This is a genomic window from Lactococcus sp. UBA7128, from assembly GCF_002492185.1.
Taxonomy (GTDB): domain Bacteria; phylum Bacillota; class Bacilli; order Lactobacillales; family Streptococcaceae; genus Lactococcus; species Lactococcus muris.
The window spans coordinates 1-25,015 of sequence record NZ_DKXK01000074.1; the positions used below are offsets into that span (position 1 = coordinate 1).

The 25,015-nt window shown below is 39.6% G+C and carries 26 protein-coding genes and 1 pseudogene; 10 read left to right on the plus strand and 17 right to left on the minus strand.

Going from position 1 to position 25,015, the window contains the following annotated elements; genetic code table 11:
* Positions 1–140: 140 nt before the first annotated feature.
* Positions 141–1,499, minus strand: a complete 1,359-nt coding sequence (locus tag B4H39_RS07920; RefSeq protein WP_251420694.1) for an LCP family protein — start codon at positions 1,497–1,499, stop codon at positions 141–143.
* Between the two features lie 164 nt (positions 1,500–1,663).
* Between B4H39_RS07920 and B4H39_RS07925 the strand changes: the two genes are divergently transcribed.
* Complete coding sequence (locus tag B4H39_RS07925) at positions 1,664–1,819, plus strand: hypothetical protein (RefSeq protein WP_251420696.1); 156 nt, start codon at positions 1,664–1,666, stop codon at positions 1,817–1,819.
* Positions 1,820–2,200: 381 nt separating this feature from the next.
* On the opposite strand, the gene B4H39_RS07930 is transcribed toward B4H39_RS07925, so the two are convergent.
* The 3 genes from B4H39_RS07930 to B4H39_RS07940 form a co-directional block, all read right to left on the minus strand.
* Positions 2,201–3,241: a VanZ family protein gene (locus tag B4H39_RS07930; protein ID WP_251420698.1), complete on the minus strand. Its 1,041-nt coding sequence runs from the start codon at positions 3,239–3,241 to the stop codon at positions 2,201–2,203.
* Positions 3,242–3,594: 353 nt separating this feature from the next.
* Positions 3,595–4,257 (minus strand): (d)CMP kinase, encoded by a 663-nt coding sequence (gene cmk / locus B4H39_RS07935; protein ID WP_251420700.1) that lies wholly within the window; start codon positions 4,255–4,257, stop codon positions 3,595–3,597.
* A gap of 32 nt (positions 4,258–4,289) precedes the next feature.
* A complete protein-coding gene (locus B4H39_RS07940) occupies positions 4,290–4,802 on the minus strand; it encodes an SAG1386/EF1546 family surface-associated protein (RefSeq protein ID WP_202230273.1) in 513 nt (170 codons plus the stop codon).
* Positions 4,803–4,847: 45 nt separating this feature from the next.
* On the opposite strand from B4H39_RS07940, the gene B4H39_RS07945 reads away from it, so the two are divergent.
* The 5 genes from B4H39_RS07945 to B4H39_RS07965 all read left to right on the plus strand — a co-directional run bounded on the left by B4H39_RS07945 (position 4,848) and on the right by B4H39_RS07965 (position 8,731).
* Complete coding sequence (locus tag B4H39_RS07945; protein ID WP_202230272.1) at positions 4,848–5,051, plus strand: ferredoxin; 204 nt, start codon at positions 4,848–4,850, stop codon at positions 5,049–5,051.
* Positions 5,052–5,301: 250 nt separating this feature from the next.
* Positions 5,302–6,291, plus strand: coding sequence for a mannose/fructose/sorbose PTS transporter subunit IIB (locus tag B4H39_RS07950; RefSeq protein WP_251420702.1), 990 nt, complete (start codon positions 5,302–5,304; stop codon positions 6,289–6,291).
* Between the two features lie 30 nt (positions 6,292–6,321).
* Entirely contained in the window at positions 6,322–7,125 is an 804-nt protein-coding gene (locus tag B4H39_RS07955; protein ID WP_202230270.1) for a mannose/fructose/sorbose family PTS transporter subunit IIC, read from the plus strand.
* A gap of 22 nt (positions 7,126–7,147) precedes the next feature.
* Positions 7,148–8,245: a PTS system mannose/fructose/sorbose family transporter subunit IID gene (locus B4H39_RS07960; protein ID WP_202230269.1), complete on the plus strand. Its 1,098-nt coding sequence runs from the start codon at positions 7,148–7,150 to the stop codon at positions 8,243–8,245.
* A gap of 105 nt (positions 8,246–8,350) precedes the next feature.
* A complete protein-coding gene (locus B4H39_RS07965) occupies positions 8,351–8,731 on the plus strand; it encodes a DUF956 family protein (RefSeq protein ID WP_202230268.1) in 381 nt (126 codons plus the stop codon).
* A gap of 164 nt (positions 8,732–8,895) precedes the next feature.
* Here the strand turns inward: B4H39_RS07965 and B4H39_RS07970 are convergent, their stop codons facing one another.
* Positions 8,896–9,579, minus strand: coding sequence for a YitT family protein (locus B4H39_RS07970; protein WP_251420704.1), 684 nt, complete (start codon positions 9,577–9,579; stop codon positions 8,896–8,898).
* Positions 9,580–10,109: 530 nt separating this feature from the next.
* On the opposite strand from B4H39_RS07970, the gene B4H39_RS07975 reads away from it, so the two are divergent.
* Together B4H39_RS07975 and B4H39_RS07980 are read left to right on the plus strand one after the other, a co-directional pair.
* Positions 10,110–11,171, plus strand: a complete 1,062-nt coding sequence (locus B4H39_RS07975; RefSeq protein ID WP_251420706.1) for a cysteine desulfurase family protein — start codon at positions 10,110–10,112, stop codon at positions 11,169–11,171.
* Positions 11,172–11,173: 2 nt separating this feature from the next.
* Positions 11,174–11,518 carry a DUF1831 domain-containing protein gene (locus B4H39_RS07980; RefSeq protein WP_202230266.1) on the plus strand — a complete coding sequence of 115 codons (345 nt, stop codon included), beginning with the start codon at positions 11,174–11,176 and terminating at the stop codon, positions 11,516–11,518.
* Positions 11,519–11,846: 328 nt separating this feature from the next.
* Here the strand turns inward: B4H39_RS07980 and tuf are convergent, their stop codons facing one another.
* On the minus strand, positions 11,847–13,034 hold the full coding sequence (tuf, locus tag B4H39_RS07985; RefSeq protein ID WP_202231300.1) for an elongation factor Tu: 1,188 nt from the start codon (positions 13,032–13,034) through the stop codon (positions 11,847–11,849).
* Positions 13,035–13,216: 182 nt separating this feature from the next.
* Between tuf and B4H39_RS07990 the strand changes: the two genes are divergently transcribed.
* Both B4H39_RS07990 and B4H39_RS07995 read left to right on the plus strand, forming a co-directional pair.
* A complete protein-coding gene (locus B4H39_RS07990; protein ID WP_251420708.1) occupies positions 13,217–13,399 on the plus strand; it encodes an SPJ_0845 family protein in 183 nt (60 codons plus the stop codon).
* 67 nt (positions 13,400–13,466) lie between these two features.
* Complete coding sequence (locus B4H39_RS07995) at positions 13,467–13,583, plus strand: DUF4044 domain-containing protein (RefSeq protein ID WP_202231298.1); 117 nt, start codon at positions 13,467–13,469, stop codon at positions 13,581–13,583.
* Positions 13,584–13,650: 67 nt separating this feature from the next.
* On the opposite strand, the gene ileS is transcribed toward B4H39_RS07995, so the two are convergent.
* From ileS to B4H39_RS08050, 11 genes and pseudogenes are all read right to left on the minus strand, one after another.
* Entirely contained in the window at positions 13,651–16,437 is a 2,787-nt protein-coding gene (gene ileS, locus B4H39_RS08000; protein ID WP_251420710.1) for an isoleucine--tRNA ligase, read from the minus strand.
* A gap of 340 nt (positions 16,438–16,777) precedes the next feature.
* A complete protein-coding gene (locus tag B4H39_RS08005; protein WP_202231296.1) occupies positions 16,778–17,605 on the minus strand; it encodes a DivIVA domain-containing protein in 828 nt (275 codons plus the stop codon).
* Between the two features lie 26 nt (positions 17,606–17,631).
* Positions 17,632–18,429, minus strand: coding sequence for an RNA-binding protein (locus B4H39_RS08010; RefSeq protein ID WP_202231295.1), 798 nt, complete (start codon positions 18,427–18,429; stop codon positions 17,632–17,634).
* On the minus strand, positions 18,426–18,671 hold the full coding sequence (locus tag B4H39_RS08015) for a YggT family protein (protein WP_202231294.1): 246 nt from the start codon (positions 18,669–18,671) through the stop codon (positions 18,426–18,428). Before B4H39_RS08015 ends, B4H39_RS08010 begins: the two co-directional genes overlap by 4 nt.
* Before the next feature lie 6 nt (positions 18,672–18,677).
* Positions 18,678–19,256 carry a cell division protein SepF gene (locus B4H39_RS08020; RefSeq protein WP_202231293.1) on the minus strand — a complete coding sequence of 193 codons (579 nt, stop codon included), beginning with the start codon at positions 19,254–19,256 and terminating at the stop codon, positions 18,678–18,680.
* A 39-nt stretch (positions 19,257–19,295) separates the two neighbouring features.
* Entirely contained in the window at positions 19,296–19,967 is a 672-nt protein-coding gene (locus B4H39_RS08025) for a YggS family pyridoxal phosphate-dependent enzyme (protein WP_202231292.1), read from the minus strand.
* Positions 19,968–20,241: 274 nt separating this feature from the next.
* Positions 20,242–21,241 (minus strand): annotated as a pseudogene (ftsZ, locus tag B4H39_RS08030) (cell division protein FtsZ); the annotation flags it as partial.
* A gap of 27 nt (positions 21,242–21,268) precedes the next feature.
* Entirely contained in the window at positions 21,269–22,633 is a 1,365-nt protein-coding gene (gene ftsA / locus B4H39_RS08035; RefSeq protein WP_251420714.1) for a cell division protein FtsA, read from the minus strand.
* A gap of 120 nt (positions 22,634–22,753) precedes the next feature.
* Positions 22,754–23,629 (minus strand): DegV family protein, encoded by an 876-nt coding sequence (locus B4H39_RS08040; protein WP_251420716.1) that lies wholly within the window; start codon positions 23,627–23,629, stop codon positions 22,754–22,756.
* Positions 23,630–23,639: 10 nt separating this feature from the next.
* Entirely contained in the window at positions 23,640–24,368 is a 729-nt protein-coding gene (rlmB, locus tag B4H39_RS08045; protein ID WP_202231288.1) for a 23S rRNA (guanosine(2251)-2'-O)-methyltransferase RlmB, read from the minus strand.
* Between the two features lie 136 nt (positions 24,369–24,504).
* Entirely contained in the window at positions 24,505–24,771 is a 267-nt protein-coding gene (locus B4H39_RS08050; RefSeq protein WP_237460006.1) for a hypothetical protein, read from the minus strand.
* Between the last annotated feature and the right edge of the window lie 244 nt (positions 24,772–25,015).

Here is a 25,015-nt window from a genome sequence, read left to right on the forward strand (position 1 = left end):
GTCAAATGAAATGAGTGTTTGATGAGAAAACAACCGGATAAAAAAATAAACTCTACGTGTCCTAGCCCTTAGCACAACTATTTCAAGCTCAAAAAAAAGCGTTCAACTTTGAAGCTGAATGCTTTTTCTGTCTTCTCCAACTATTGTCCCAGTATGTCTTTTGCCTTAGCACTATATTTGTTCATATCGATTAAAAGACCAGAACCACCATACATATCATAAGCTGCCTGCCAGTCATTGTCATCTGGAATTGTTGTAGTTTCTACTCCTCCAAACATCGCAGGTAAAACTTTCGTTAAGAGAAAAGTATTAGCCAAGTTGGTCATGGTTACGGCACGCGCTGTTCCTAAAGCACTCGCCCCGGTGAATAGGGTCAATGGATTTTTCACTTTCGACGTTAGAGTCTCCAGCACTTGCTGCTGGCGTTGGACACGCCCAAAGTCGCCCTGATCATCATGACGAAAACGTGCATAGTTCAAAAGTGTACGACCATTCATGCGTTGTGGACCTTGCTTAATCATCATAAAAATACCACCACCGTCAGGATAGCCCAAGGCTGCTGCCTCTTCAGCACTAAGCTCCCTATCATTAGGCGCCATCCCTTCAGTTTCTGCCAAATCATCAGGCACGGGAACCTCATCAAATTTCTGCCCATTGATAGTAGAGAACTTGGCATCAATCTGTACACCACCCGGGAATAAAGAATCAATCACTGTTGCAAAGCTTGAAAAATCGACCACAGCATAATATTTAGCATTGATACCAAAGTTTTGCTGCAATGTTTGACGCACTAACTCTACACCTTGATTCTCATTTTGCTCCCCTATAGTAAAGGCTGCATTGAGTTTCATATTTGGTCCTTGACTGGCATCACCAACGCCAGGAATATTCACCAGAGTGTCGCGCATGAAACTTACCAACTGCATCTTGCCACTTCTACCGATGTTTAAGACCATGATACTGTCTGAATGCGCCACGTCAGAGCTTTGTCCTGGGCGTTGGTCTGCACCTAGGAGAAGAATGTTCACAGAACCGTCTGAATTCCCCGCACCATGAAACTGTTCCGCCTTAATCGCACCTCCTTCACGACTAATGCCTCGCTGATAGCCATAAATGAAGAAGCCTACCATAACTAAGAGGAGAGCAAGTAAAACAAAGAAAATACGCTTCAACCAGCTTTTCTTTTTTTTCGGCTTTCTGGGCACTTCTTCTGTTTCAGAGTCAGCTACGTTTGGCGTTTCTGTTTTCTTCCTGCCTTGACGCCCAGAAGTTAAAGGAGCCTTAGCTCCTGTTGAGCGCCTCGCTCTACTCCGACTTTCAAAAGACGGAGATTCAGAAACAGCTCGTTCCTCCTCCATATCTGCAAGATATTCTTCCTCAAAAGCTTGGAAACCCTTAAGCTCTTGAAGCAACTCATAGTATTCTTGTTTTTCACGTTCGCTTAAATAAGCCTTGTTTGCTTTTAGATATTCAAAGCGTTTTTGTCTATTATCTTTCATTACCTGTCTATTACACCATACTCCACAAATAATGTCAACTGCCTACCGCAAAGCCCCCTATAGAGTTATCTGTGAGAATGCCTATTAAACAACCTTCAATGAGTTTCAACCCAAACAGAGTAAAAATATACAGCTGAAGGCGCTGAGAGTGTAAATTTCAAAAAGTGAATGTTGACATCGATAAAATCACTTCCTCAGCTTCTGAGTTGAAATACCTTGATATTTTGAAAGAATGTCCTATAAAAAACTTCGCTAATCCTAATGAGAAACTTATTGCTGCTAAGGAAGAAATCAAAAAGACCATTGAAATCTATCAATAGTCAGCTCTAGCCAGGTTCACTTTTTTCTGTCATCACATGCCTTGACGACCAAGACATTTATAATGTAAGCTACTCAATATCGAATGATACATAAATTCCCAATTTCTTCGCCGCAACTTGGGGATTGTTTACACTTATTAAAAGCACGTCCTGTGGTTCATCCTGTCCATGTTACTTATCTGTACGCTTGTACCAATGTCAAAGAGAAGTGACTGCAATAACCGTGATAATAGATATCGTAATCTCTTCACTTTGCCTTACCTGACAATGGAACAGGAAACATGGGTATGAAAGAAGCCACAAAACCGCCTAGCTTAACACAAAAGAAGGACAAAATAAGCAGTTGCCAGTTATGCTTTTTACCAAGCTACAGGAGTGCCATCATTTTGCACGAAGTTCTGTTCGGCTTAGGCGCTCATACCACAGCTTTTGCCTACGTGACAGAGCAGAAAAAAGCAGGTCTATCGTTGGTAGCATTAAAAGTATCAAGCAAAGAATAATCAGCAAAAAGTTTTGTCCCAGTTCATTTTCTGCTACATAGCCCGAGCGTTGAAGGTAATAGCCTAAAAGTCCTAAAATCCCAAAATTGACCAGAAATAAGAGTTGTCGGATAAAAATATTTATACGACCAGCTTCTATTTTTATTTTGAGCAGTTTTTGACCAAAAGTTCCTCTAAAAAGCAGAGGAACTGCTACAAAAACTATGAGCAACGCCATATAAAAATGGGGAACAAAAGCTGCTATAATTTCCATCAAGATAATATCCACACCGAAAGCAATACTACGCCGTATCATACCGACTTGAACAGGAAGTGGCTGCTGTATATCTAAGTCTGGTAAAACTTTCACAAGTAAGCAGGCTATCCCAAACCCTATCAAGCTCCCAGCTGTATTAAGCAGGAGATCATCCACATCGAAAAGCCGATAAGGGCGAGGATACAGTCCAAAAAGGGCAGAGCGTTGCAAAAACTCAAAGGACAAGGTCAAGAGAAAGCTCAAAACAAAGGATTGAGAAAAACTTCTCTTAAACAGATAGCGCAAATATATCCCAAAAGGCAGCGTTAATAATAAGTTGAAAAAGGGCTGAATAAATGTTGGAGCTTTCAACGCCAAGATCCATGTACTCTTGTCACTTAATTCTAGAGGATTGTAAGCTATAAACTGACGCACAAACTCAAGAGGAACAAGATTTTGCTTTGGTCCCGTCATCTGCGCCACTTGTTCTACATTTGGCAGTGGAAAAATCGTCATCGCATAGGCACAAACCAGATAAAGTATGAATGAAAAATTAACGAAAAAACGCCAAGGGTTAACTCGGCCGTACTTCCGATATTGAACAATCATATAAGGGATGAGGCTGATCAGGAAGAAAATAAAGAAAAGCAGTACACCAATTTGGATGGCATGGAGATAAGACAGCATAAGAATCCTTTTTTAATTCATTTTAACCTCATTATATCATCAAAAAACACAAATCAAAACTTCAATACTCTGTCAATGTACATGACGTAAGGTCTGGAAGTCTAAAGCTTACGACTCACAACTTTTACTGGATGAAAGGCCACAGCAGACTTTAAAACATGTAGATACTTATAAGACTAAAAGCAATTTTCCAAAAGCTTCAGCATCACTCTCTCTGATATTATTTTTCCTAGAAAAATTAGTCTAGAACAAAAAACTAAAGCTGTAAAATCGACCAAGCGGGAAAAGAGGAACCACTTCTTGAACGATTTTACAGCTTTTATCTTTTAGACAAATTTTTCAAATGCAGCAGATTACAAAAGCTCACGAGCTTTTTCTTCAATAAAATCTGCAACTTGAGCGATTGTTTTACCGGTACTGTCCAACAAAATCGCATCATCTGCTTGTTTTAAAGGTGACACAGCACGCGTACTGTCCTTGTAATCACGCGCTTCAATCTCCCGTTTGAGTTCTTCCAAATCCGTAGGAATATTTTTCTCCAAGTTTTCCTTGTAGCGCCGCGCTGCTCGCTCTTCCACTGAAGCCACAAGGAAAATTTTCAAATCCGCATGCGGGAGAACAACTGTACCGATGTCACGGCCATCCATAATGATTCCTCCCTCGCTCGCAATACGCTGCTGCTCTGCAACCAAAAACTCTCGCACAGCACTTAGAGCGGAAATTTTCGAAACATTTTGGGTTACTTCATTTGTGCGAATAATTTTAGTGATATCCTCCGTCCCCAAAAACACAAGCTGACCGTCTGCTGTATTTTTGAAAAAAATTGGCTTTTTCTTAATGATATCAATAATTTTTTGTGGATCCTCTGTTTTATTTTGGAGGGCAACTAATGTCGCAGCACGATACATGGCTCCTGTATCCAGATAGATAATCCCTAGATTCTGGGCAACGATTTTTGCAACGGTTGATTTCCCACTTGATGCGGGACCATCAACAGCAATTTGTAACTTTATCATGTTTCTTTCCTATTCTTACTTTCAATACTTCATCATTCTCTCAGTTTCAATACTTGCCCAGGTGATATTGCCGAACCATCTGCATTATAGCCTGTTGCCGAAATATTGTTGAGACGCGCGATAACGGACCAATCCACCCCAGTTTTAGCAGCTATCTTACTTGGATCATCTCCAGCTACAATCGTATAGGTTGCTCCTTCTTCAGCTGAAGAATCTTCTGTCGTTTCTGATGGAACAGTTGTACTTTCTTCTGGCTTAACTTCTCCAGTGTTTTGCTCTGCTTGCTGTTCGCCATTTTGCTCCACTTTATTTTCTGACGTTTCCTGAGCAAAGCCTCCACTTTGTTGCGTTTGATTATTCCAAAGAATAAAGGCAATCATAAAGCCAACCAATAAGAACATTGTAACCACGGTAAAGGTCAAAGCACGCGAAGTTAACGACTTATTACTGCCTTGTTTCTTCCCCTTCCCACCTGAACGTCTCCTCTCAGAGTCCTCACGCATGGCTTTATAGATTTCTTTGTCCCATGGTTCTTTTTCTGCCACATCTTTTTCCTTTCCTTTTTAGTCTTTTTATATTATCATCAATTTATGAAAGTAAACATAATACCAGAAAACTGCATTGCATGCGGTCTTTGCTATTTACACGCTCCAGATGTCTTTGACTACCATGACAATGGTATCGTTAAATTAAATAATTCAGACAAACTTGAAGAAAAATATATTTTTGATGATAAAATAATAAATGCAGCTAAGGCTTGTCCAACGGCTGCGATAAAGATTACCAAATCTTAAAATATTAAACTCTGATACTTATTTTATCATAAAATTACTCCTTTTTCTAACTATTTTGTGATGTCAAACATGTCTTCTTCATGTATATATGGCTTATGTTTGTTGCATAAGTTTTTTTATTTTTATTTTTTTAAATTAAAATGACAGATTTATGAAACCAGTTTCATAAATCCTTGCAAATGTTTTCAGTTTATAGTACACTAAGACAGTAATAATTATATTATATAAAAACTTAAAGGAGGTTACTCAATTGAGTATCGGAATTGTTATTGCGAGCCACGGTGAATTCGCCGCAGGCATCAAGCAATCTGGTTCAATGATCTTCGGTGAGCAAGAGAAAGTACAAGCTGTCACTTTCATGCCTAACGAAGGACCAGACGACTTGCGTGCCAAGATCGAAGCCGCTATCGCAACATTTGATGCTGAAGATGAAGTCCTTGTCCTTGCTGACTTGTGGAGCGGTTCTCCATTCAACCAAGCAAGTGCAGTGATGGGTGCAAACCCAGAGCGTAAGGTAGCTATCATCACAGGCCTCAACTTGCCAATGCTTATTCAGGCCTATACAGAACGTATGATGGATGCTTCTGCAGGTGTTGAACAAGTTGCAGCAAACATTATTAAGGAAGCGAAAGCTGGCATCAAAGCATTGCCAGAAGAGCTTAATCCTGCTGAAGAAAGCACTGCTCCAGCTGAAGCTGGTGTATCTGCTGCCGCTATCCCAGAAGGTACTGTTATTGGTGACGGTAAGATTAAAATTAACCTTGCCCGCATCGACTCACGCCTTCTCCACGGTCAAGTTGCAACCGCTTGGACTCCAGACTCAAAAGCAAACCGTATCATCGTTGTTTCTGATGCTGTAGCCAAAGATGAGATGCGTAAAACACTCATCACACAAGCTGCACCTCCAGGTGTTAAAGCCAACGTTGTCCCTATCAAGAAAATGATTGAGGTTGCTAAAGATCCACGTTTTGGTGAAACTAAAGCTCTTCTCTTGTTTGAAACTCCTCAAGATGCACTTGCTGCTATCGAAGGTGGAGTTCCTATAACTACACTTAACGTGGGTTCTATGGCACACAGCACAGGTAAAACAATGCTTAACTCAGTATTATCTGTCAACAAAGATGATGTTGCTGCTTTTGAAAAGTTACGTGATCTCGGCGTTCAGTTTGACGTTCGTAAAGTCCCTAACGATTCTAAATCTGACTTGTTTGCTTTGATTAACAAAGCAGATGTTAAGTAAAATTAAATATTATTAGGAGAAATTTATAAAATGAGTATTATTTCAATCATTTTAGTTCTTATCTTCGCGTTCTTAGCTGGACTCGAAGGTATCTTGGACCAATGGCAATTTCACCAACCAATCATCGCCTGCTCATTGATCGGTATCGCTACTGGTCACATGGCTGCAGGGATTATCTTGGGTGGTTCATTGCAAATGATCGCCCTTGGTTGGGCTAACGTTGGTGCCGCTGTCGCACCTGACGCTGCACTTGCTTCTGTCGCTTCTGCTATCTTGATGGTTCAAGGTGGTAACTTTGACTTGACACACATCACTGGTGTTATCGTACCTGCCGCTATCCTCTTGGCAACTGCTGGTCTCGTACTTACTACTTTGGTTCGTTTCCTCTCAGTTGGTATCGTTCACTTAGCGGATGCTGCTGCTGAAAAAGGTTCTTACTCAGGTGTCGCTGGTTGGCACATGTTCGCACTCCTTCTTCAAGGTTTGCGTATTGCTATCCCTGCTGCAATCATCCTTGCTATCCCTGCTGAAACAGTAACTGCTGCCTTGAACTCAATTCCTGATTGGGTATCTAAAGGTCTTGCTGTTGGTGGTGGTATGGTTGTTGTTGTCGGTTATGCGATGGTTATCAACCTCATGGCAACTAAAGAGCTTTGGCCATTCTTCTTCCTCGGATTTGTACTCGCACCACTTTCTGCAATTACTTTGATTGGTATGGGTATCCTTGGTGTTGTTATCGCTCTTATCTACCTCAATCTTTCTAATAACGCTGGTAACGGTGGAACTGCTGCTTCAAGTGGTGACCCAATCGGCGATATTCTCAATGATTACTAATTAGGAAGGAGATTTTATAAAAATGGAAAATACAAATAAAAAGTTTAGCCTTTCTAAAAACACACGCTTGAGCGTTATGTTCCGTTCAATGTTCCTTCAAGGTTCTTGGAACTACGAACGTATGCAAAACCTTGGTTTCCTCTACTCAATCATTCCAGCATTGAAGCAGTTCTACAAACCAGGTTCTGAAGAAGCTAAAGAAGCTTTGAAACGCCACATGGAGTTCTTCAATACTCACCCATATGTAGCCGCACCTATCGTCGGTGTTACATTGGCCCTTGAAGAAGAAATCGCAAACGGTGTCGAAATCGACGAAGCTGCTATTCAAGGGGTGAAAGTCGGTATGATGGGACCTCTTGCTGGTATCGGTGACCCTGTCTTCTGGTTCACAGTACGTCCTATCGTTGGTGCCATCGCTGCATCACTTGCAACTGGTGGTTCTATTATCGCTCCAATCTTCTTCTTCGTTGTTTGGAATGCAATCCGTATCGCTTTCTTGTGGTATACACAAGAGTTTGGTTACAAACAAGGTACTGCAATTACAAGCGACCTCGGTGGAGGAATGCTCCAACAAATTACTAAAGGTGCATCTATCCTTGGTATGTTCATCCTTGGTGTATTGATCCAACGTTGGGTTAACATCAGCTTTACTGGTCCTAACGCAATGCTTCCTTCTAAACCTTTAGCAGACGGTGCATATGTTGGTGAATGGCTAGATAAGGCAGGCAAAGTTGTGGTTCAAGGTGCTCAAACTGGTACCACACCTGAGGGAGTTGCTAAATTCGATTGGCTTGATCAAGCAGGTAACGTTGTAGGTAACGGTGTTGCAGGTCAAGACGGTTTTGCACATTATGTAACTGTGGATCAACTTAACGCGATTGATGGTTCTACATTGAGCCATATCTTAAATCAAGTATCATCTGGCCTTGGCTTGAGCCCAGAACAAACACAATCACTTCAAGACGTGTTCAATTCATTAATTCCTGGATTTATCGCATTACTCTTGACTTTCCTTGTTCTTTGGATCTTGCGTAAATGGAAAAACAAAAATGCTCCATTGTTCATTATCATGGGTATGTTCGTTCTTGGTATCATCCTTCACGTTGCAGGTCTTGCTTAATAAGATTGTAAAACAAGAACAAAATCGTCGTGTTTTAACGGCGATTTTTTAATGAGATTATTTTTGTTATAATAAAGATATTACTATCGTTAGGAGCACTAAAAATTGGCACAATCACTTAATACCAAGGTAGACTTTACCACATCAGCTATCGCTTACTTAGGTTTTGCTGAATACGGTAAAATTATGATTGGAGATAGAGCTTTTGAATTTTTCAATGATTCAAATGTCGAAAAAAACATGCAATTCCCCTGGGCTTCTATCGCACGTGTAGAAGGCGATGTTTCCGTTTCCCGAAAGGGAAAAGTTAAAATTGGACGTCAGTTTATCATCGTCTTCCGTAATGAACAACGTGTGCGCTTTGCCTCAAAAGATTCTGGTACTATCCTTAAATACATTCGTCAGTATATCGGAAATGAAAAAGTAGTTCGTCAGAAAGGATTATTCGATAAATTCTTTAGCCTTTTTCGCCGCAAAAAGAAGTAAAAAGGTTGCGCTTTAAGAGAAGCTGGGACAAAAGTTTCAAAAATAAAAACGTTTAATCACATGCTGAGCAGATTAAGCGTTTTTATTTTTGATTTTGCCTGAAAATCAATATTTTCATCCCCAGCTCTTTTCAGCAGAATCAGCTCCTCCATTACTCAATGTGTTTATGAATCTCTTTCTTCTTTACTTCTCTCACGTCTAAACATATTAAAATACAGTTTATCTAAAACTTTGTCACGATAGTCTTTTCTCCCAATAAAACGTGTCACCTTACTAAAGATATAACAAGAAAGTAGAGTAACTGCAAAATTAGGAAAGGCCAAGTAAGTTATCAAAGAGAGACCCATAACGACTACATCAATACCGAAGAGCACACGATCAATGGTGAATTCCCAGCGGTCTTCCATGATACGACTCAGAAGTATAGACCCTCCAAAAGTTCCTTCGGAGACAACGACCAGCCCTGCTCCTATGCCTGACAAAATACCATCCGATATTCCAGCAAAGATAATTTGACTGAATTGGAAACCATCAATTCCCATGGCTTCATAAATCAGCATCCATAAACTCATAGCCGCAGCGCCTGGGATACTAAGAAGCAATTCCCGCCGACTTAGAAGTTTCCAACCAAAGAGAAACAAGGGGATATTAACAACAAAAAAAGTCAACGCAGGGTTTATTCCAAAAACAAAGTCGACAAATACCGAAAAACCGGCAATACCATTGCTGGCTAAATAGTTAGGTATTACAAAAAGCCTCACCGATAAAATATAAAACCCTACTCCAATAATAAGAACAATCAAATCCTTGATAAACTGTTTATCTATCTTCACACCAATAACTGACATAAATTCCCCCCTTTGTTCTATAATAACATTTGCCTTTTGAAAGAACTAATGATTTCTGAACGAAATTTTCACATCCAATGAAATTTTATTCATTTTCTATGAAGTTTTCATGTAAAGTGTTTGAATTACAGAAAAAAAACGTAAAACATGGTAAGATAGAAGTAATGGAAACTTATGATTTCCATAAACAAGGAAAATAACCCCTAAGTAGCATTAGAAGGAACTTCTGAAATCATTCAGTACTGATGTAAAAAAACATTAGACTGGATTGAACTAAAAATAGCTCCCACATCCATGGCTTCGTGGTAGAGCAAGAAGTCCAATTGGTATTCTACTTTCAACAGGTTATTGCGAAGTTTAAATTAAAAAAAGGGCAGATTTTGCCAAAACTCCAGATTTTAGAAGAAATTCAAAATCTCTAAAAACTTTTTTTAATAACGGTTTAGAATAAGACGGAAAGAGAGGAAATCTCAATCATATACCTAGATAATGCGGCAACAACTCCTCTACTGCCTGAAGTTGTTGAAGCCATGACCGATGTTCTCCTACATAACTTTGGCAACCCTTCTAGTACACATAGTTTTGGGCGGCAAGCAAGTCAAATCGTGCGGCAAGCACGTGAAACGATAGCCCAGGCACTACACGTATCACCTGGCACTATCACATTCACCTCTGGTGGAAGCGAATCAAATTCGACTGCCTTGATCGGTTACGCTTTAGCTAATCGCCAAAAAGGGAACCATATCATTACTACAGCGATAGAACATCCTTCTGTACTTAATGCACTTAACTACTTAAAAAGCCGTCACGGCTTTGATGTTACCTTCGTCCGCCCACAAAATGACGGTTCTTTTCCTGCACATTTAATTAAAGATCTACTTCGTGAAGATACTCTTCTGGTATCTATGATGATGGCCAACAATGAAACCGGGCAACTGCTTCCCATTAAGGAAGTCGGGCAACTTTTAGAAAATCATCAAGCAGTCTTTCATGTTGATGCAGTGCAAGCTATGGGGAAAATCCCCGTATATCCTGAAGATTTGAAAATAGATTTTCTCTCAGCCAGTGGTCACAAATTTCATGGACCTAAAGGTGTCGGCTTTCTCTATCACCGCCCTAAACTAAAGTTTGACAGTATCATTCATGGTGGTGAGCAGGAAGAAAAACGTCGTGCAGGTACAGAAAATCTTCATTCTCTCATAGGCATGGCTAAAGCTTTACAAATCGCTACCGAGAACATGAACAGTAACTATTTACATGTCGAAAAACTAAAATCTCTGCTGCTTCAAGACCTCGCAAATGTAGATTATTATACCCATGAGTTCGGTCCCTCCATGCCTCATGTTGTCAATCTTGGCTTTCCAGAACAAAACCATGATTTGCTTTTGACAAAACTTGATTTATCAGGAGTAGCCATTTCAACGGGGTCAGCATGTACTGCGGGAACAGTAGAGCCCTCACATGTTCTTGAAGCGGTGTATGGAAGTCAATCACCTCTGCTGAAGGAAAATATCCGTGTTTCCTTTTCAGAACTCAATACCGAAGATGAAGTTCACGCTTTTGTTAAACTATTAAAAGAAAGGGCATTATAATTATGGCTTTTATTACTGAAAAACTTCTTGAAGACTGCAAATACAGCTACAAGTTGTCACCCAACGTTAAAAAATTCACCCTCAAAGATACAACCTTCGTTCAAAACAATGTTGGAAATTTTGAATTCAAACGTATACTTGAGGAAGTTCCAAATTCAGGACAAGGTTTCCTCCTAAAAATCATCATCAATCCCGATTTGACTGGATTTAAAATGTCAGTCACTGATAAATCAGGCTTACGCAATGTTAATATTTTCAAAAATGCTAATAAAATCATCCAAGACAAATTTTACTTCCAAATGGATGTTTTCGTTGATCGTGATATTTTCATAAAGACTGAAGTATAAAAAACGCCTGAGTTTTGGGAGCTATTGAAAAAAACAAAAAAATTCATTTTGCTACATCTATCAATTCTGTAGTGGCCAGCACTAAAATAGAGTTACAGTAAACAGTAAAAAGTTGTCGTTAGGCAGCTTTTTTAGTTTTATTTGAGTACTATGACATTCAGTGGAGTTGCTTCCCCCGAAAAATATTATAGCTCCTGAATTTCTATAGCTTTTCTACAAAAAATAGCAGTATATTTTCAGCTAGCACCGCAGAATTAACAGAACAAAAAAACTCGCCCAAAAGCGAGTTTTTCTAAGAAATAATATTACTTCTATAATTCATTAAGAATTATTCTTTGATTTCAGCTACGATACCTGAACCAACAGTACGTCCACCTTCACGGATAGAGAAAGTAGTTCCTTTTTCGATGGCAACTGGGTGGATAAGTTCAACGTCGATATGAACGTTATCACCAGGCATTACCATTTCAGTACCTTCTGGAAGTTTAACTGAACCAGTAACGTCAGTTGTGTGGAAGTAGAATTGAGGGCGGTAGTTATCAAAGAATGGAGTGTGACGTCCGCCTTCTTCTTTGCTCAATACGTAAACTTCACCTTCAAATTTAGTGTGTGGAGTGATTGAACCTGGTTTAGCGATAACTTGACCACGTTCGATTTCATCACGTTGAACACCACGGAGGAGTACACCAACGTTATCTCCAGCAAGACCTTCTTCAAGTGTTTTACGGAACATTTCGATACCAGTAACAACAGCTTTCTTAGTGTCTTCTTTAATACCAACAATTTCAATTTCGTCGTTGACTTTAACAGTACCACGTTCGATACGACCTGAAGCAACTGTACCACGACCAGTGATTGAGAATACGTCTTCGACTGGAAGCAACAATGGTTTGTCAGTATCACGTTCTGGAGTTGGGATGTACTCGTCAACAACATCCATAAGTTCTTCAACTTTAGCAACCCATTGAGGTTCACCGTTCAAAGCACCAAGAGCTGAACCAGCAATTACTGGAGTGTCATCGCCTGGGAAGTCGTATTCTGACAAGAGATCACGTACTTCCATTTCAACGAGTTCCATAAGTTCTTCATCGTCAACAAGGTCAGCTTTGTTAAGGAATACGATAAGGTATTTAACACCAACTTGACGTGAAAGCAAGATGTGCTCACGTGTTTGTGGCATAGGTCCGTCAGTTGCAGCAACAACGAGAATCGCACCGTCCATTTGAGCAGCACCAGTGATCATGTTTTTAACGTAGTCCGCGTGACCTGGGGCATCAATGTGGGCGTAGTGGCGTTTGTCGGTAGAGTACTCGATGTGAGCTGTGTTGATTGTGATACCACGTTCGCGTTCTTCTGGCGCAGCATCGATTGATGCGAAGTCAGTTTGAGCAGCCAAACCTTTATCTGCCAATACTTTAGAAATAGCAGCTGACAATGTAGTTTTACCATGGTCAACGTGTCCGATAGTACCAATATTTACGTGCGGTTTGCTACGATCGTAAACTTCTTTAGCCATTTTAAAATGTCTCCTTTGAGAAAAAATATATTTTTTATAGGCAGTTATGCTATTGCACAAACTACCGTTCCTTAACATTATACTGGATTTTCCTTGTAATTGCAAACTTTATTGCAATTTATCTGGCTTTTTTTAGCTTTTCATAGTAAAATATATAGAAAATAGTAAGGAGAAATGTCAATATGGGATTAACTTTCAGAAAACGTGATGATTTCGGTAAATTGATGGATGATTTGGGGGTTTCTACTGAAAACTCGGACGCAAGTAAAACTTCTGTAAGCTCTGATAAACAAGAAGATCCATTCGCAAAATTTTTAGAAACTAAAGACACTTCAAAGTCAAAAAAAGTGGATACTGGCAAATAGTGTGACATTTTACTTATTTATTGCTAGAATAGTATAGAATAAAGAAATAATATTTATAGAGGAAACTATGGCTTACAAAAAGAAACAAAAATCTACTTTTCAAAAAGTAACAATGGTCGTTGTTGTTGCAATGCTTGTACTTATTATCTTTAGCTCTTTAGCTATGGCACTGTCTGCTTTTTAAAAGCTGCTTGAAGCAGTTTTTTATGAAACAAAAGGCGTGGTTTAGACAAAACCAAGCCTTTTTTGTTTTATTCAAATCCAACAGTCAATACTTGAGGAAATTCACTTTTCACAATCTGAGCACAATTTGAGCAAAGCGATTGAAGGTGCTCATTTTCATCTTTTCCTACTGTTTCATCTGTTCGACGACAACGTTCACACACTTCTCCTGCCGCTTTCTCTACAAGGATAGCAACATCATCAAATTTGAGGGCTGCTTCTGGCGCTTCTTCATTTGATACTGAGAAATCAGAAACAATAAGCAGTTGCGCGATATTTTCATCAAGACTTACAAGAAGACTTGAAACGACCTCGTTAGGATAGATTGTAACCTTAGCTTCGAGTGACTTACCAATCAGTTTTGCTTCACGTGCCTCCTCGAGCGCTTTGAGAACTTTCGCCCGGAAGGCAAGGAATGCTTCCCACTCTCCCAGAAGTTCTTCTGAATCAGTAAATTCTTTATACTCAGGCATTTCTGCGAGATATGCAAAATCCTCTTTTTCAGCTTCAAGATATGACCAGATTTCTTCCGCCGTATGTGGAAGAATTGGAACCAAAAGTTTTGTCAAATCTGCAAGCATTGTGTACATGACGGTTTGCATTGAACGACGATCTGCTGCATCTGCTGCTTCAATGTAAACAACATCTTTAGCAAAATCAAGATAGAAAGCTGACAAATCATTGGTCAAGAAATTAATTACCTGTTTGTAGACACTCATAAAGTCATAAGAGTCATAGGCTGCACGAATTGATTTCACCAATTCATTGAACTTCACAAGCATATATTTATCAACACTGCGCAAGTTTTCATAAGAAAGACCGTTTGTATTCCTGTCAAAGTCATAGGTATTCGCAATCAAAAAGCGCATGGTATTACGAATTTTCCGATAAACCTCAGAAACTTGATTAAGAATCTCCATAGAAACACGTACGTCTGCTTCTGTATCAACAGATGCTACCCATAGGCGAAGGATATCCGCCCCAAGTTTTTTGGTCACATCTGAAGGTAGGATGGTATTGCCGAGAGATTTGGACATCTTGCGCCCTTTTCCATCAAGTACAAAGCCCTGTGAAAGTACCGACTTGTATGGAGATACACCATTGACAGCGACAGATGTCGTGATTGAGGAATTAAACCAGCCACGATACTGATCTGAACCTTCAAGATACAAATCCGCTGGGTAAGACAGATCATCACGCACATTGAGAACTCCATTCCATGATGAACCAGAGTCAAACCAGACATCCATGATATCCTTTTCTTTTGTAAACTCACCATTTGGTGAACCAGGATGTGTGAATCCTTCTGGTAAGAGTTCTTTGGCCTCACGTTCAAACCAAATTTTTGAGCCATACTCAGCAAAAAGGCGAGCAACATGTTCCGTAGTTTCTGGTGTAATGATGGCTTCCCCATTTTCTGCATAAAAGATAGGAAGTGGTACTCCCCATGCACGTTGACGAGAAATAACCCAATCCCCACGATCACGTACCATATTGTAGAGACGTGTTTTCCCCCAAGGAATAATCCATTTTACTTTTTCAATCTCACTGAGGATATTTTCACGGAAATCTTCGATAGAAGCAAACCACTGTGGTGTAGCCCGGAAAATAACTGGTTTTTTTGTCCGCCAGTCATGAGGATAACTGTGGGTGAAGAAATCTAGTTTAAGTAAAGCATCTTTTTCTTCCAACCATTTGCATACGATTTTATTTCCATCATCATAGAAAACTCCTTCCAGACCTGGAGCTTCATCTGTATAATAGCCACGGTTGTCTACAGGTGAAAGTACGTCAAGTTTGTACTTGCGGCTGTAGAAATAGTCATCTTCACCATGACCTGGTGCACTATGGACGAGGCCTGTACCAGAGGTAAGAGTGACATAATCTCCATTCATCACCAATGATTCACGATCATAAAACGGATGCTGAGCAGTCATTCTATCCATTTCTAAGCCTTTGAGTGTTTGAAGAAGCTTTGGATTTTCCCATTCCAATGTTTCTGAGACCTGTTTGAGCATTTCTGAAGCAACAACAAACTTTCGTGCCCCAACTTCAACTACTGAATATTCATAGTCAGGATGAACAAAAATTCCCATATTTGCAGGAAGTGTCCAAGGAGTTGTTGTCCAAATAACAAACTCTGCATCTTCTGGCAGTAATCCTTTAACATCTTTAGCCTTGAAAGCAACGAAGATAGAAGGTGAGCGTACATCTTGATACTCAATTTCTGCTTCAGCCAATGAACTTTCGGATGAAGGAGACCAGTAGATTGGTTTTTGTCCTTTATAAATATAGCCTTTTTCAGCCATTTTACCAAAGACACGAATTTGAGCAGCTTCATATTCTGGTGAAAGTGTCAGATATGGATTCTCCCACTCTGCCAAAACGCCCAAAGACTTAAAGTCTTCTCTCTGCATATCTACTTGTTTAAGAGCATATTTGCGACATTCTTCAAGATAATCCAGCACATCCATCTCTTTCCGATTTACGCCAGCTTTTGAAAGTTGTTGCTCAATTGGCAGTCCGTGTGTATCCCAACCAGGGACATAAGGTGCACGGAAACCAGACATTGACTTATAGCGCACAATAATATCTTTTGAGATTTTATTCAAGGCATGCCCAACATGAATATTACCATTTGCATAAGGAGGGCCGTCATGGAGCATAAAAGAGGGCTTTCCTTCATTAAGTTCTTGACGTGCTTCATAAAGTTTGGCCTCTGCCCATCCCTTTTGCCAGCCTGACTCCTTATTCGGTAATCCTGCACGCATCGGGAAAGCAGTTTTTCCTAAGTTCAATGTGTCTTTGATTTTCATATTTTACACCTTTCTTTTAATAATTTTACTTACAGCTAAATGGGGAGACTCACAATGTACTGTGAATCATTTTTATTTCCATTCCTTTTGCTTTAGCAAACAAGTGAGAATGAAAATAAAAAACGGTCTTTCGAAAAAGGACGAAAGACCGTGGTACCACCTTAATTTTTTTCACTAGAAACTCGTGAAAACTCTTTATGTACGTAACGTGTACAGCGTCTAAACTTACTTTAATTGGGTTTAGAATAATTTAGGTGATGAGCCGAAAAACAGGGAATATGAGCCTCTCATCAACGCTCACTTGCTGTAAATATGTTTTTCTTTTCTTGTCCTAAATTTTTTATTTAATTTCAGATGACTCGACTTTAGGAGCATCTGTCTGTAATTCTGGAAAAACTGGATAAGGCTTTGTTTCACCAATCGTGTCCAGCATTTCGCCCACTGGAGGCATAGAAAGAGGCCCTGTTTCATGAACTGGAGCTACAATTTCTTCAACAGTTTGTGCGGTTTCAACTTCCTCCACTTTAGGCATCTCAAGGTTTTCGCTTCCTGCAGGTTTCTCTGCATCTGCAATTTCTTGGCGAACTGTATTCCCCTGCAATGAAGTATTGCTCAAGTGTGTATCCACAATTTCTTGAAGTTTTTCTTCTGGATTTGTGACATGTGAAGAGGTAGTTTCCAGAGTATCTTGCCAGTCTTCAGAATGAATACTTGCTAACTGTGCCTCAATAATGGAGGTCATACGTTGATGATAAAGGCGCATTTTCCGTTTTAAATCATCTGTATCGCGTACCAAACGGCGGGCATCGTCCGATGCTTGGTTAAGAATTGTTCCCGCTTCTTTCTTAGCTGACTCGATGATGAGCTGACCTTTTTGGCTTGCCTCAGCAATAATACTATTTGCCTCACTTTGAGCTTGAACCCGCAAATTATCCGCCGCATCTTGTGCAACGACAATTGACTTATTCAAAGAATCCTTCATGTCATCAAAGTATTTTACACGTTCGCGCAAAGCCTTAAGTTCCCGATCTTGCTCTTTAATTTTTTGTGCAAACTCATCATAATCACGTACGATGATATCTAAAAATTCTTCAATTTCCTGTTTGTTATAACCACGCATTTGTGTATTAAATGTTTTATTTTGAACATCTAAACTATTTAATGCCATAAGTACCTCCAACCTCTTAAGAGACTCTATTTTTTCTTATGATTCTTAGTAATTTCACATTCGACTTTCTGTTTGCCTTTTTTGGTTTCGCCTAAAAATCTCAAAATTTTAATGCGCCCAAGGCCGCGGACACTGATTAAATCACCTTGCCCAACGGGAAAATCTTTTTTTTCAATTTCAAGGTAATTTAACTTTACCTTTCTTGATTGTAACATATTTACGGCAAGATTGCGAGAAATTTCGAAAGTGCTTGCAATGATTTTATCAATACGTAAACTTGAAACCAAGACAGTTTTTATAATCGAAGAAGATTCTGTTTGAATAAGCTCTGCAAAAGGCTTTTCAACAAACTGAACCGGAACTGATCCTATTTTAGCAATATTCTTCTGAAAGATTTCAAGAAGATGTTTAGAAACAAAGATTTGAGCGCGTTCATCATTTAGGATAATATCTCCAAGTTCTGACCGACGTACACCTGTTTGTCCTAAAAAACTCCCTAAAATTTGTGAATGCTTCAGCTGATGGAACTTATTTGCGTAAGAAATTTCTAATAAGGCTAAATCAAAGTCCTCCAGATTTAAATTGTAAAATTCTGGAGCTAAAATTATTTTTGTAAGTTCTGTTTTTGCAATTTCTTGAGTAGAAAAAATCTGAAGTTCCCGCTTATTTGCTAAAGATTCAAGGATTTTGACCTCTCTTGGATTTAGGAAATAAGTTGTAACTACAGAATAATTGTTTTCCGCACGATCAATCCAGTCTAAGACACGATCAATAAATTGTTTTTCATCAGGATGAAAATGCTGATATATACTTTCTTGACTCATAATAAGCGCAAGAGTATTTGTTGAATGACCTGCAAGGCAATTACACCAAGTACAATGGTGAAATCCAATCCTGCGAAACGTAATGGAATGCCTTCAAACAGGCTTAAGTAAGGTCTTGAAATTTTGATGATAAAGCGTCCTATAGCTGTATCATAAAGGCTTGGTACCCAACTCATTAAAGCATAAGCTACCAAAACCCATGTATAGAGACCAATCAGTCGAATTAAAATATATATAATCATAGTTTATCAAATATCGAAGTTTTCAAAGTTTTGTCCTGCCAAGATACTGAGTTCTCGGGAAGCATCAACTGTGATATTCGCCGGTGTTAATAAGAAAATCTGTCCGCCAACATTTTGAATATCACCATCAAGTGTGAAAACTACTCCAGTCAAGAAGTCAATTGAACGGCGTGCCTGATTGTCTGGCATAAACTTGAAGTTAACCAAAACAGACTCTCCATTTTTGACGATACGCGCTGCTTCCATAATATCAGAATAGGCACGTGGTTCTTTGATTGCAATAACTTGTCCTGCACTTGTTGTGGCTTGATTCATCATAGGTTTTTGAACTTTTTTCTCTGTTGTTTTATTGTTATTTGTTGCTGAAGAAAAAGATACAGGACGCTTAGAAAGTGGTTTAGCTTGAGTTCTTTCCTGTGATTGAACCGGACGATTCGTTCCTGTCATTTTCTTTTCTGTATTTACTGCCGAAGACTTTTGCGGTTGTGCTTGCGGTTTTTGAGCTGCTACAGCAGGCTCATCATACTCATCATCGTCCTCTTCGAAAAATTTCTTTAATTTATCAAATTGGTCTTTTAAGGCCATACTTCCCTCCGTTATCAACGCTTAGATTTCACACAAGTTTCATTCAAAAAATGCCGTACCGATTCGAACAAAGGTTGCTCCCTGCTGAATGGCTCTTGTATAATCACGGCTCATTCCCATACTCAACTCCGTACATGGAATATTAGGAATCCCCTTAGCCGCAATTTCAGTTTGCAATTGCCTCATCGAAGCGAAGATGTTATCCAACTGTTCATCATCAGCACTTATCGGTGCCATAGTCATTAAGCCAACAATTTCCACATTATTTAGCTGTGAAATTTCTGCTAAAACGTCATCTATATCTTTGGGCGAAAAGCCATGTTTGGTTGTTTCACCAGAAATATTGACCTCTAAGAAACATTTTATGATGTGTGTTGCTCGTTTTTCAATTTCTTTAGCAAGCTTTATAGAATCTAAAGCATGAAAATAATCTACTCTATTAATGACATCTTTTACTTTACGACGTTGTAAGTTACCGATGAAATGCCATGTAATATTTTTATCTTCTAAGGCCTCATATTTTTCAAGAAATAAATCTGTACGATTTTCTGCTAAGTGATGAATTCCTGCCTCAACAACTTGAGCTGCTTTTACAACATCAACATACTTGGTAACAGCAATTACCTGAACTTCTTGATTTGAATAAGCAGATGTAGCTTTTGCCACATCTACCTTATTCAAAATATCTTTAACATTTTCTGCTATACTCATTATTTACGGAAAAATGGTGGTGTATCAATATCTTCATCTGCGGATGGGATACCTGAGAAACTTGTTACACTTGATGCGCTTTCACGATTTTGGTTTCCATTCTGACGCTGTGATACATCACGTCGAAGATCCCAATCACCAAAAGCTGAACCTGAACTTTGAGCTGACGCTTGTTGTCCATGTGTAAACTGTGAAGTTTGAGCTTGACGTGACGTTGAGCTTGCTGCTTGATTCATCGAATTATGTTGGAAGCTAGGTTGACGACGTGGTTCTTCTGCCGCTGGAGCTGATGATGCACCTAGATACTCATCAGAAGCATCTCGTGAAACTCCTGTTGCCACAACAGTAACACGAATTTCATCGCTGAGTGAATCGTCAATAGATGTCCCCAATAAAATATTCACATCATTGCCAGCTGCTTGAATAACAATTTCAGAAGCATCTTGTGCTTCGATAAGGCTCATGTCCATACCACCTGTAACGTTCAGGAGAACATTTTCAGCACCTTCAATTGTTGTTTCAAGTAAAGGAGAGTAGATAGCTTTACGTGTTGCCTCAATGACACGATCTTCACCTGTCGCAACACCGATACCCATAAGGGCATCTCCCTTATTTGCCATAACTGTTTTCACATCGGCAAAGTCAAGGTTAATCATTCCTGGATTTGTGATTAAGTCTGTTACCCCTTGCACGCCCTGACGTAAAACATTGTCCGCTTCACGTAAAGCTTCTGTCAATGGTGTTTTCTTGTCAACAATTTCTAACAAGTTGTTGTTTGAAATAATAAGCAGCGTATCCACATTTGTACGAAGGTCTTCAATACCTTCAGTTGCAAAATAACTACGTTTTGAGCCTTCAAAACCAAATGGACGTGTAACAACTGCTACTGTCAGGGCTCCAATTTCTTTAGCAATCTGAGCTATTACTGGTGCAGCACCTGTACCAGTACCTCCACCCATACCAGCCGTAATGAAGACCATATCTGCACCTTCAAAAGCTTGTGCGATTGTCTCTGCTGACTCCTCAGCTGCGCGACGTCCAACCTCAGGTTGGGCACCTGCTCCAAGTCCGCGTGTCAATTTAGGTCCGAGCTGGATTACTGTATCAGCTTTTGAACTGCGCAAGGCTTGTACATCTGTATTAGCTACGATAAAGTCAACGCCAGACACGCCTTCTTCAATCATGCGGTTAACCGCGTTTCCGCCACCGCCACCAACACCGATAACTTTAATTACAGCGCCTTGAGCAATTTCTGTATCAAATGAAAATTCCATGTTTTATTTCTCCGTTATTAAGTCATTTTAGTCAAAAAGGTTTGAGAACATGTTGCGCATACGATCTACAACACCTTCTTTTTCTTCCTCAGGTTCAGCTGCTGCTTGTGTAGCTGGACGCGTTAGAACTTCTGTTTGATAGAAGTCATTCGCTTCTTCATAGTTCATCGAATCTGCGGGTTGAAGAACAGATTCTTCGTATTGAGCAGCAGGTGCAACATATGTACCGTCAGAAGTAATGGCTTGTAACACAAGTCGATCAATATCTGTACGTTCACCAACATAGTTCACAACACTAATCACTTGCGCAAACGCTGGATTACGCAAACCCATTTCGCTTGGAACAAACAGACGTGCATTCATACCAATAACTTTTGTCGCCAGATTAACTGTTCCAGGCATGGCTGCAGCGCCACCAAGCAGCACAATTCCACCGGGATAATCCAAGGAACGCGTGTTTTCCAAATCTGATTTAACACGGCTAAAAATTTGTGTCAAACGTGCTTCAATAATTTGTGAAAGATAGTATTCTGTAATTTCTTCTGGATCTGTTTGACCGACCACGTCAACTGGGAAATATTCTTCTTGACTCGCCCGTTCCGTACTGGCCTCCCCATAGTTAAGTTTTAAGTCTTCTGCTTCACTCAAGGAAGTGTTCAAGACAGTTGAAATATCACGTGTTACATAGTCGCCACCTTCTGGACTTGTATGTGCAAATTTCAGCTGTTGATCACGAACTGCTGAAACTGTGGTTTGTCCAGCACCAAGATCAATCATAACCGTGCCAAACTCACGCTCTCCTTCCGAAAGAACATAATGTGCCATAGCAAGGGGAGCAATAACAAGATTGTCTACAATCAACCCTGCACGCTCAACAACTTTACGAATGTTATGCACTAATGTTTTTGGACCTGTGTAAATAATACCACGCATGCCCAGACGTACACCAAACATTCCACGAGGATCAGAAATCCCTGTAAAATCATCAACTGTAAACTCTGTTGTTTCCACCGAAATGATTTCACGTTCTGGAACGACACCACGCATCAATGCATTTTGCACGGTTTGCATAACGTCGTCCTCTGTAATTTCTTTTGAGTTTCCGATAATAGGAACCATGCCTTGGCAGTTTTCCATTTCGAGTTGATTTGCAGGAATACTAACATTAATCCTGTCAATCGTAATTCCCGCACGTTCTTCTGCAGCGTTGACAGCTTTACGTAACGCTGTCGCGACCTTTTCAATATCTACAATGATTCCATTTTTCAGACCGTCAGATTTCGCATTTCCGACACCAATTATATTCATTTCATCTGAGACGTATTCTGCAACCAGCACTTTTATAGTATTTGTACCAATGTCAACGCCTGTATAAAGTCCACTTTTTAGCATAAAAGCGACCCCTTTCCTCACATATCACAATTCATATTTTCAATTTATTGAGTTTACACTCATCTTATATTTTAACACAAAATCACAGTAAAACAAGAGTTCAACTGTGATTTTTTTACATTATTTCCTATTTTTTTTCGCAATTGAAAAAATCGCCAGAGTTCCAGCCCCTGTATGGGTGACAATTGTTGGGCTCAAAGGGCGAATGTCAACAGTGTCAACAAGATCACGCGCCAGAACCATATTTTTAACTTCTTGAGCTGTTGCATCACTTCCAGAGTAAGCAACTGTTATACGTGGATAAGACAAATCAATTTCTTCAAGAGTCATATCAACTAAGGCTTTTATAGCCTTCTTTTTCCCACGTACTTTGGACAACTGTGTCAACTTTCCTTGAGTGTCAACAGTGAGTAAGGGCTTGATATTTGCCATAGTTCCCACCATAGCTACTGCTTTAGGAATTCGACCACCACGCGCCAGATGGTTTAAATCATCCACCATAAATAGACTGTTCAAACGTAAGATAAGGTCTCCCAAAACATCCAGTGCTTCTGGCAAACTTTTTCCAGAATCACGCAGTTTCACCATTTCTTGGACTAGGAAACCTTCGCCTGAAGCTGCGGCTAAGGTATCCACTACAGTGATTTTCGCCTCAGGATATTCTTCTAATACCATATCGCGAGCAATAACTGCCGACTGATATGTCCCTGAGAGGCCAGATGAAAAGGCCAGATAAACAATTTCCTGTTCTGGATTTTTCTTTACATAATTTTTAAACAGTTCTGTAAATTGCCCAGAATTGATTTGGGATGTTTGAACAGCTTTCCCTAACTTAATTTCACTTAAGAGATGGTCGTTATCCAAGGCATTTTCACCTACTGTTGGATAGTTTTCATCTCCAATAGTAACTGTCATCCCCAGAACTGCTATATCATTTTTTTGCAAATAGTCTTCACTCAAATCTGCTGTTGAATCTGTAATAATTCGAAAAGTCATCTTTCTCCCCTTACATTCTGTTTCTAAAAATTTCGTACATCAATACACTGGCTGCAACACTTGCATTCAAACTTTGTACATGCCCAACCATTGGAATAGTAATCATTTCGTCCACCTGTTTTTTGAGGTTTTGCCCTATACCTTTTCCTTCATTTCCAATAACTAAAGCAATTTTTCCAGAAGTATTCCATTGAGAATAAATTGTGCCATCCATATCTGTACCAAAAGTCCAGAAACCCACTTCCTTCAATTTGTTTAAGGTACGCGAAAGATTAGTTACACGCACGACAGGTATATGCTGAAGCGCTCCTGTACTCGCCTTAACAGCAGTAGGAGTGATACCAACCGATCGGTGCTTAGGAATGATAATCGCATCTACTCCCGTAGCATCAGCCGTTCGAGCAATTGAGCCAAGATTATGAGGATCTGTCAATTCATCTAAAACTAAAAATGTCACTTCTTCTTTGTCTGCAACTTCTGCTAAAAGCGTTTCCAAATCGGCATAAGAAAATTCGGCGACACGTGCGACAAAACCTTGATGCACTCCATTTTCTGAAATTTTATTTAATTCAGTTTTTGGGGTCCAAGAAATGTTCACTTTTTTTTCACGTGCCAGTTCCTTGATTTTTTCAACGTTCTTTCCACGTAATTTTTCCTCGACATAGAGTTTATTTACCACTCCTGCATTGAGCGATTCTGTCACAGCATGTAAGCCATAGACGACATCTGTATTTTCCATAATAATATTTTAGAAAAAATATCATGATCCCCTCTGTAAACAAGCACTATGACAGCTATTTGACAGAAGGTTTCACGTTTCTATTTCCCCTACTTTTCCTCCTTTTTCCAATGCTTTTGCTGAGCAGTGGTTACCCTCAAAAGTTAAGTTCATTCAGTTTGGAGTTCAAATCATGTTGCATATTTGGGGTTACGGGACTGCATACCTGCACAATCATTTTTTCATCCGAATGCCCTACACCCTCCGTAATCGCCTTAATCAGTCTATTCATCTCAACCAATAAGGAGATATGGAAATGCCTTAACATATGTATACGTAAACCCGTCAAAAACATAAATTCTAAAATTTCTGTTTTCCTGTAACATTCGGGAAGGCGATAGATGTAACCAAAAATGAGCCACATTCCCCCTCGGGCAAAACCACCTGTGACGCAGGATTATGTTTTATCTAGCCAACTTTTTGAGTGTAGGTGAACAGAAGATTATAATAAATCCGTCTTAACACTCAGGTTGTTAGAGCTAAACCCAAGACTGATATGAATTGTTGAATTGCCTTTCCCTCACTCTCTGAGATTTTCCCCCTCCCAAATTTTTCAAAACAGCGATTCTTTCCATTGTCTAATTTTTTATAAAACATCGTCCTCTCGT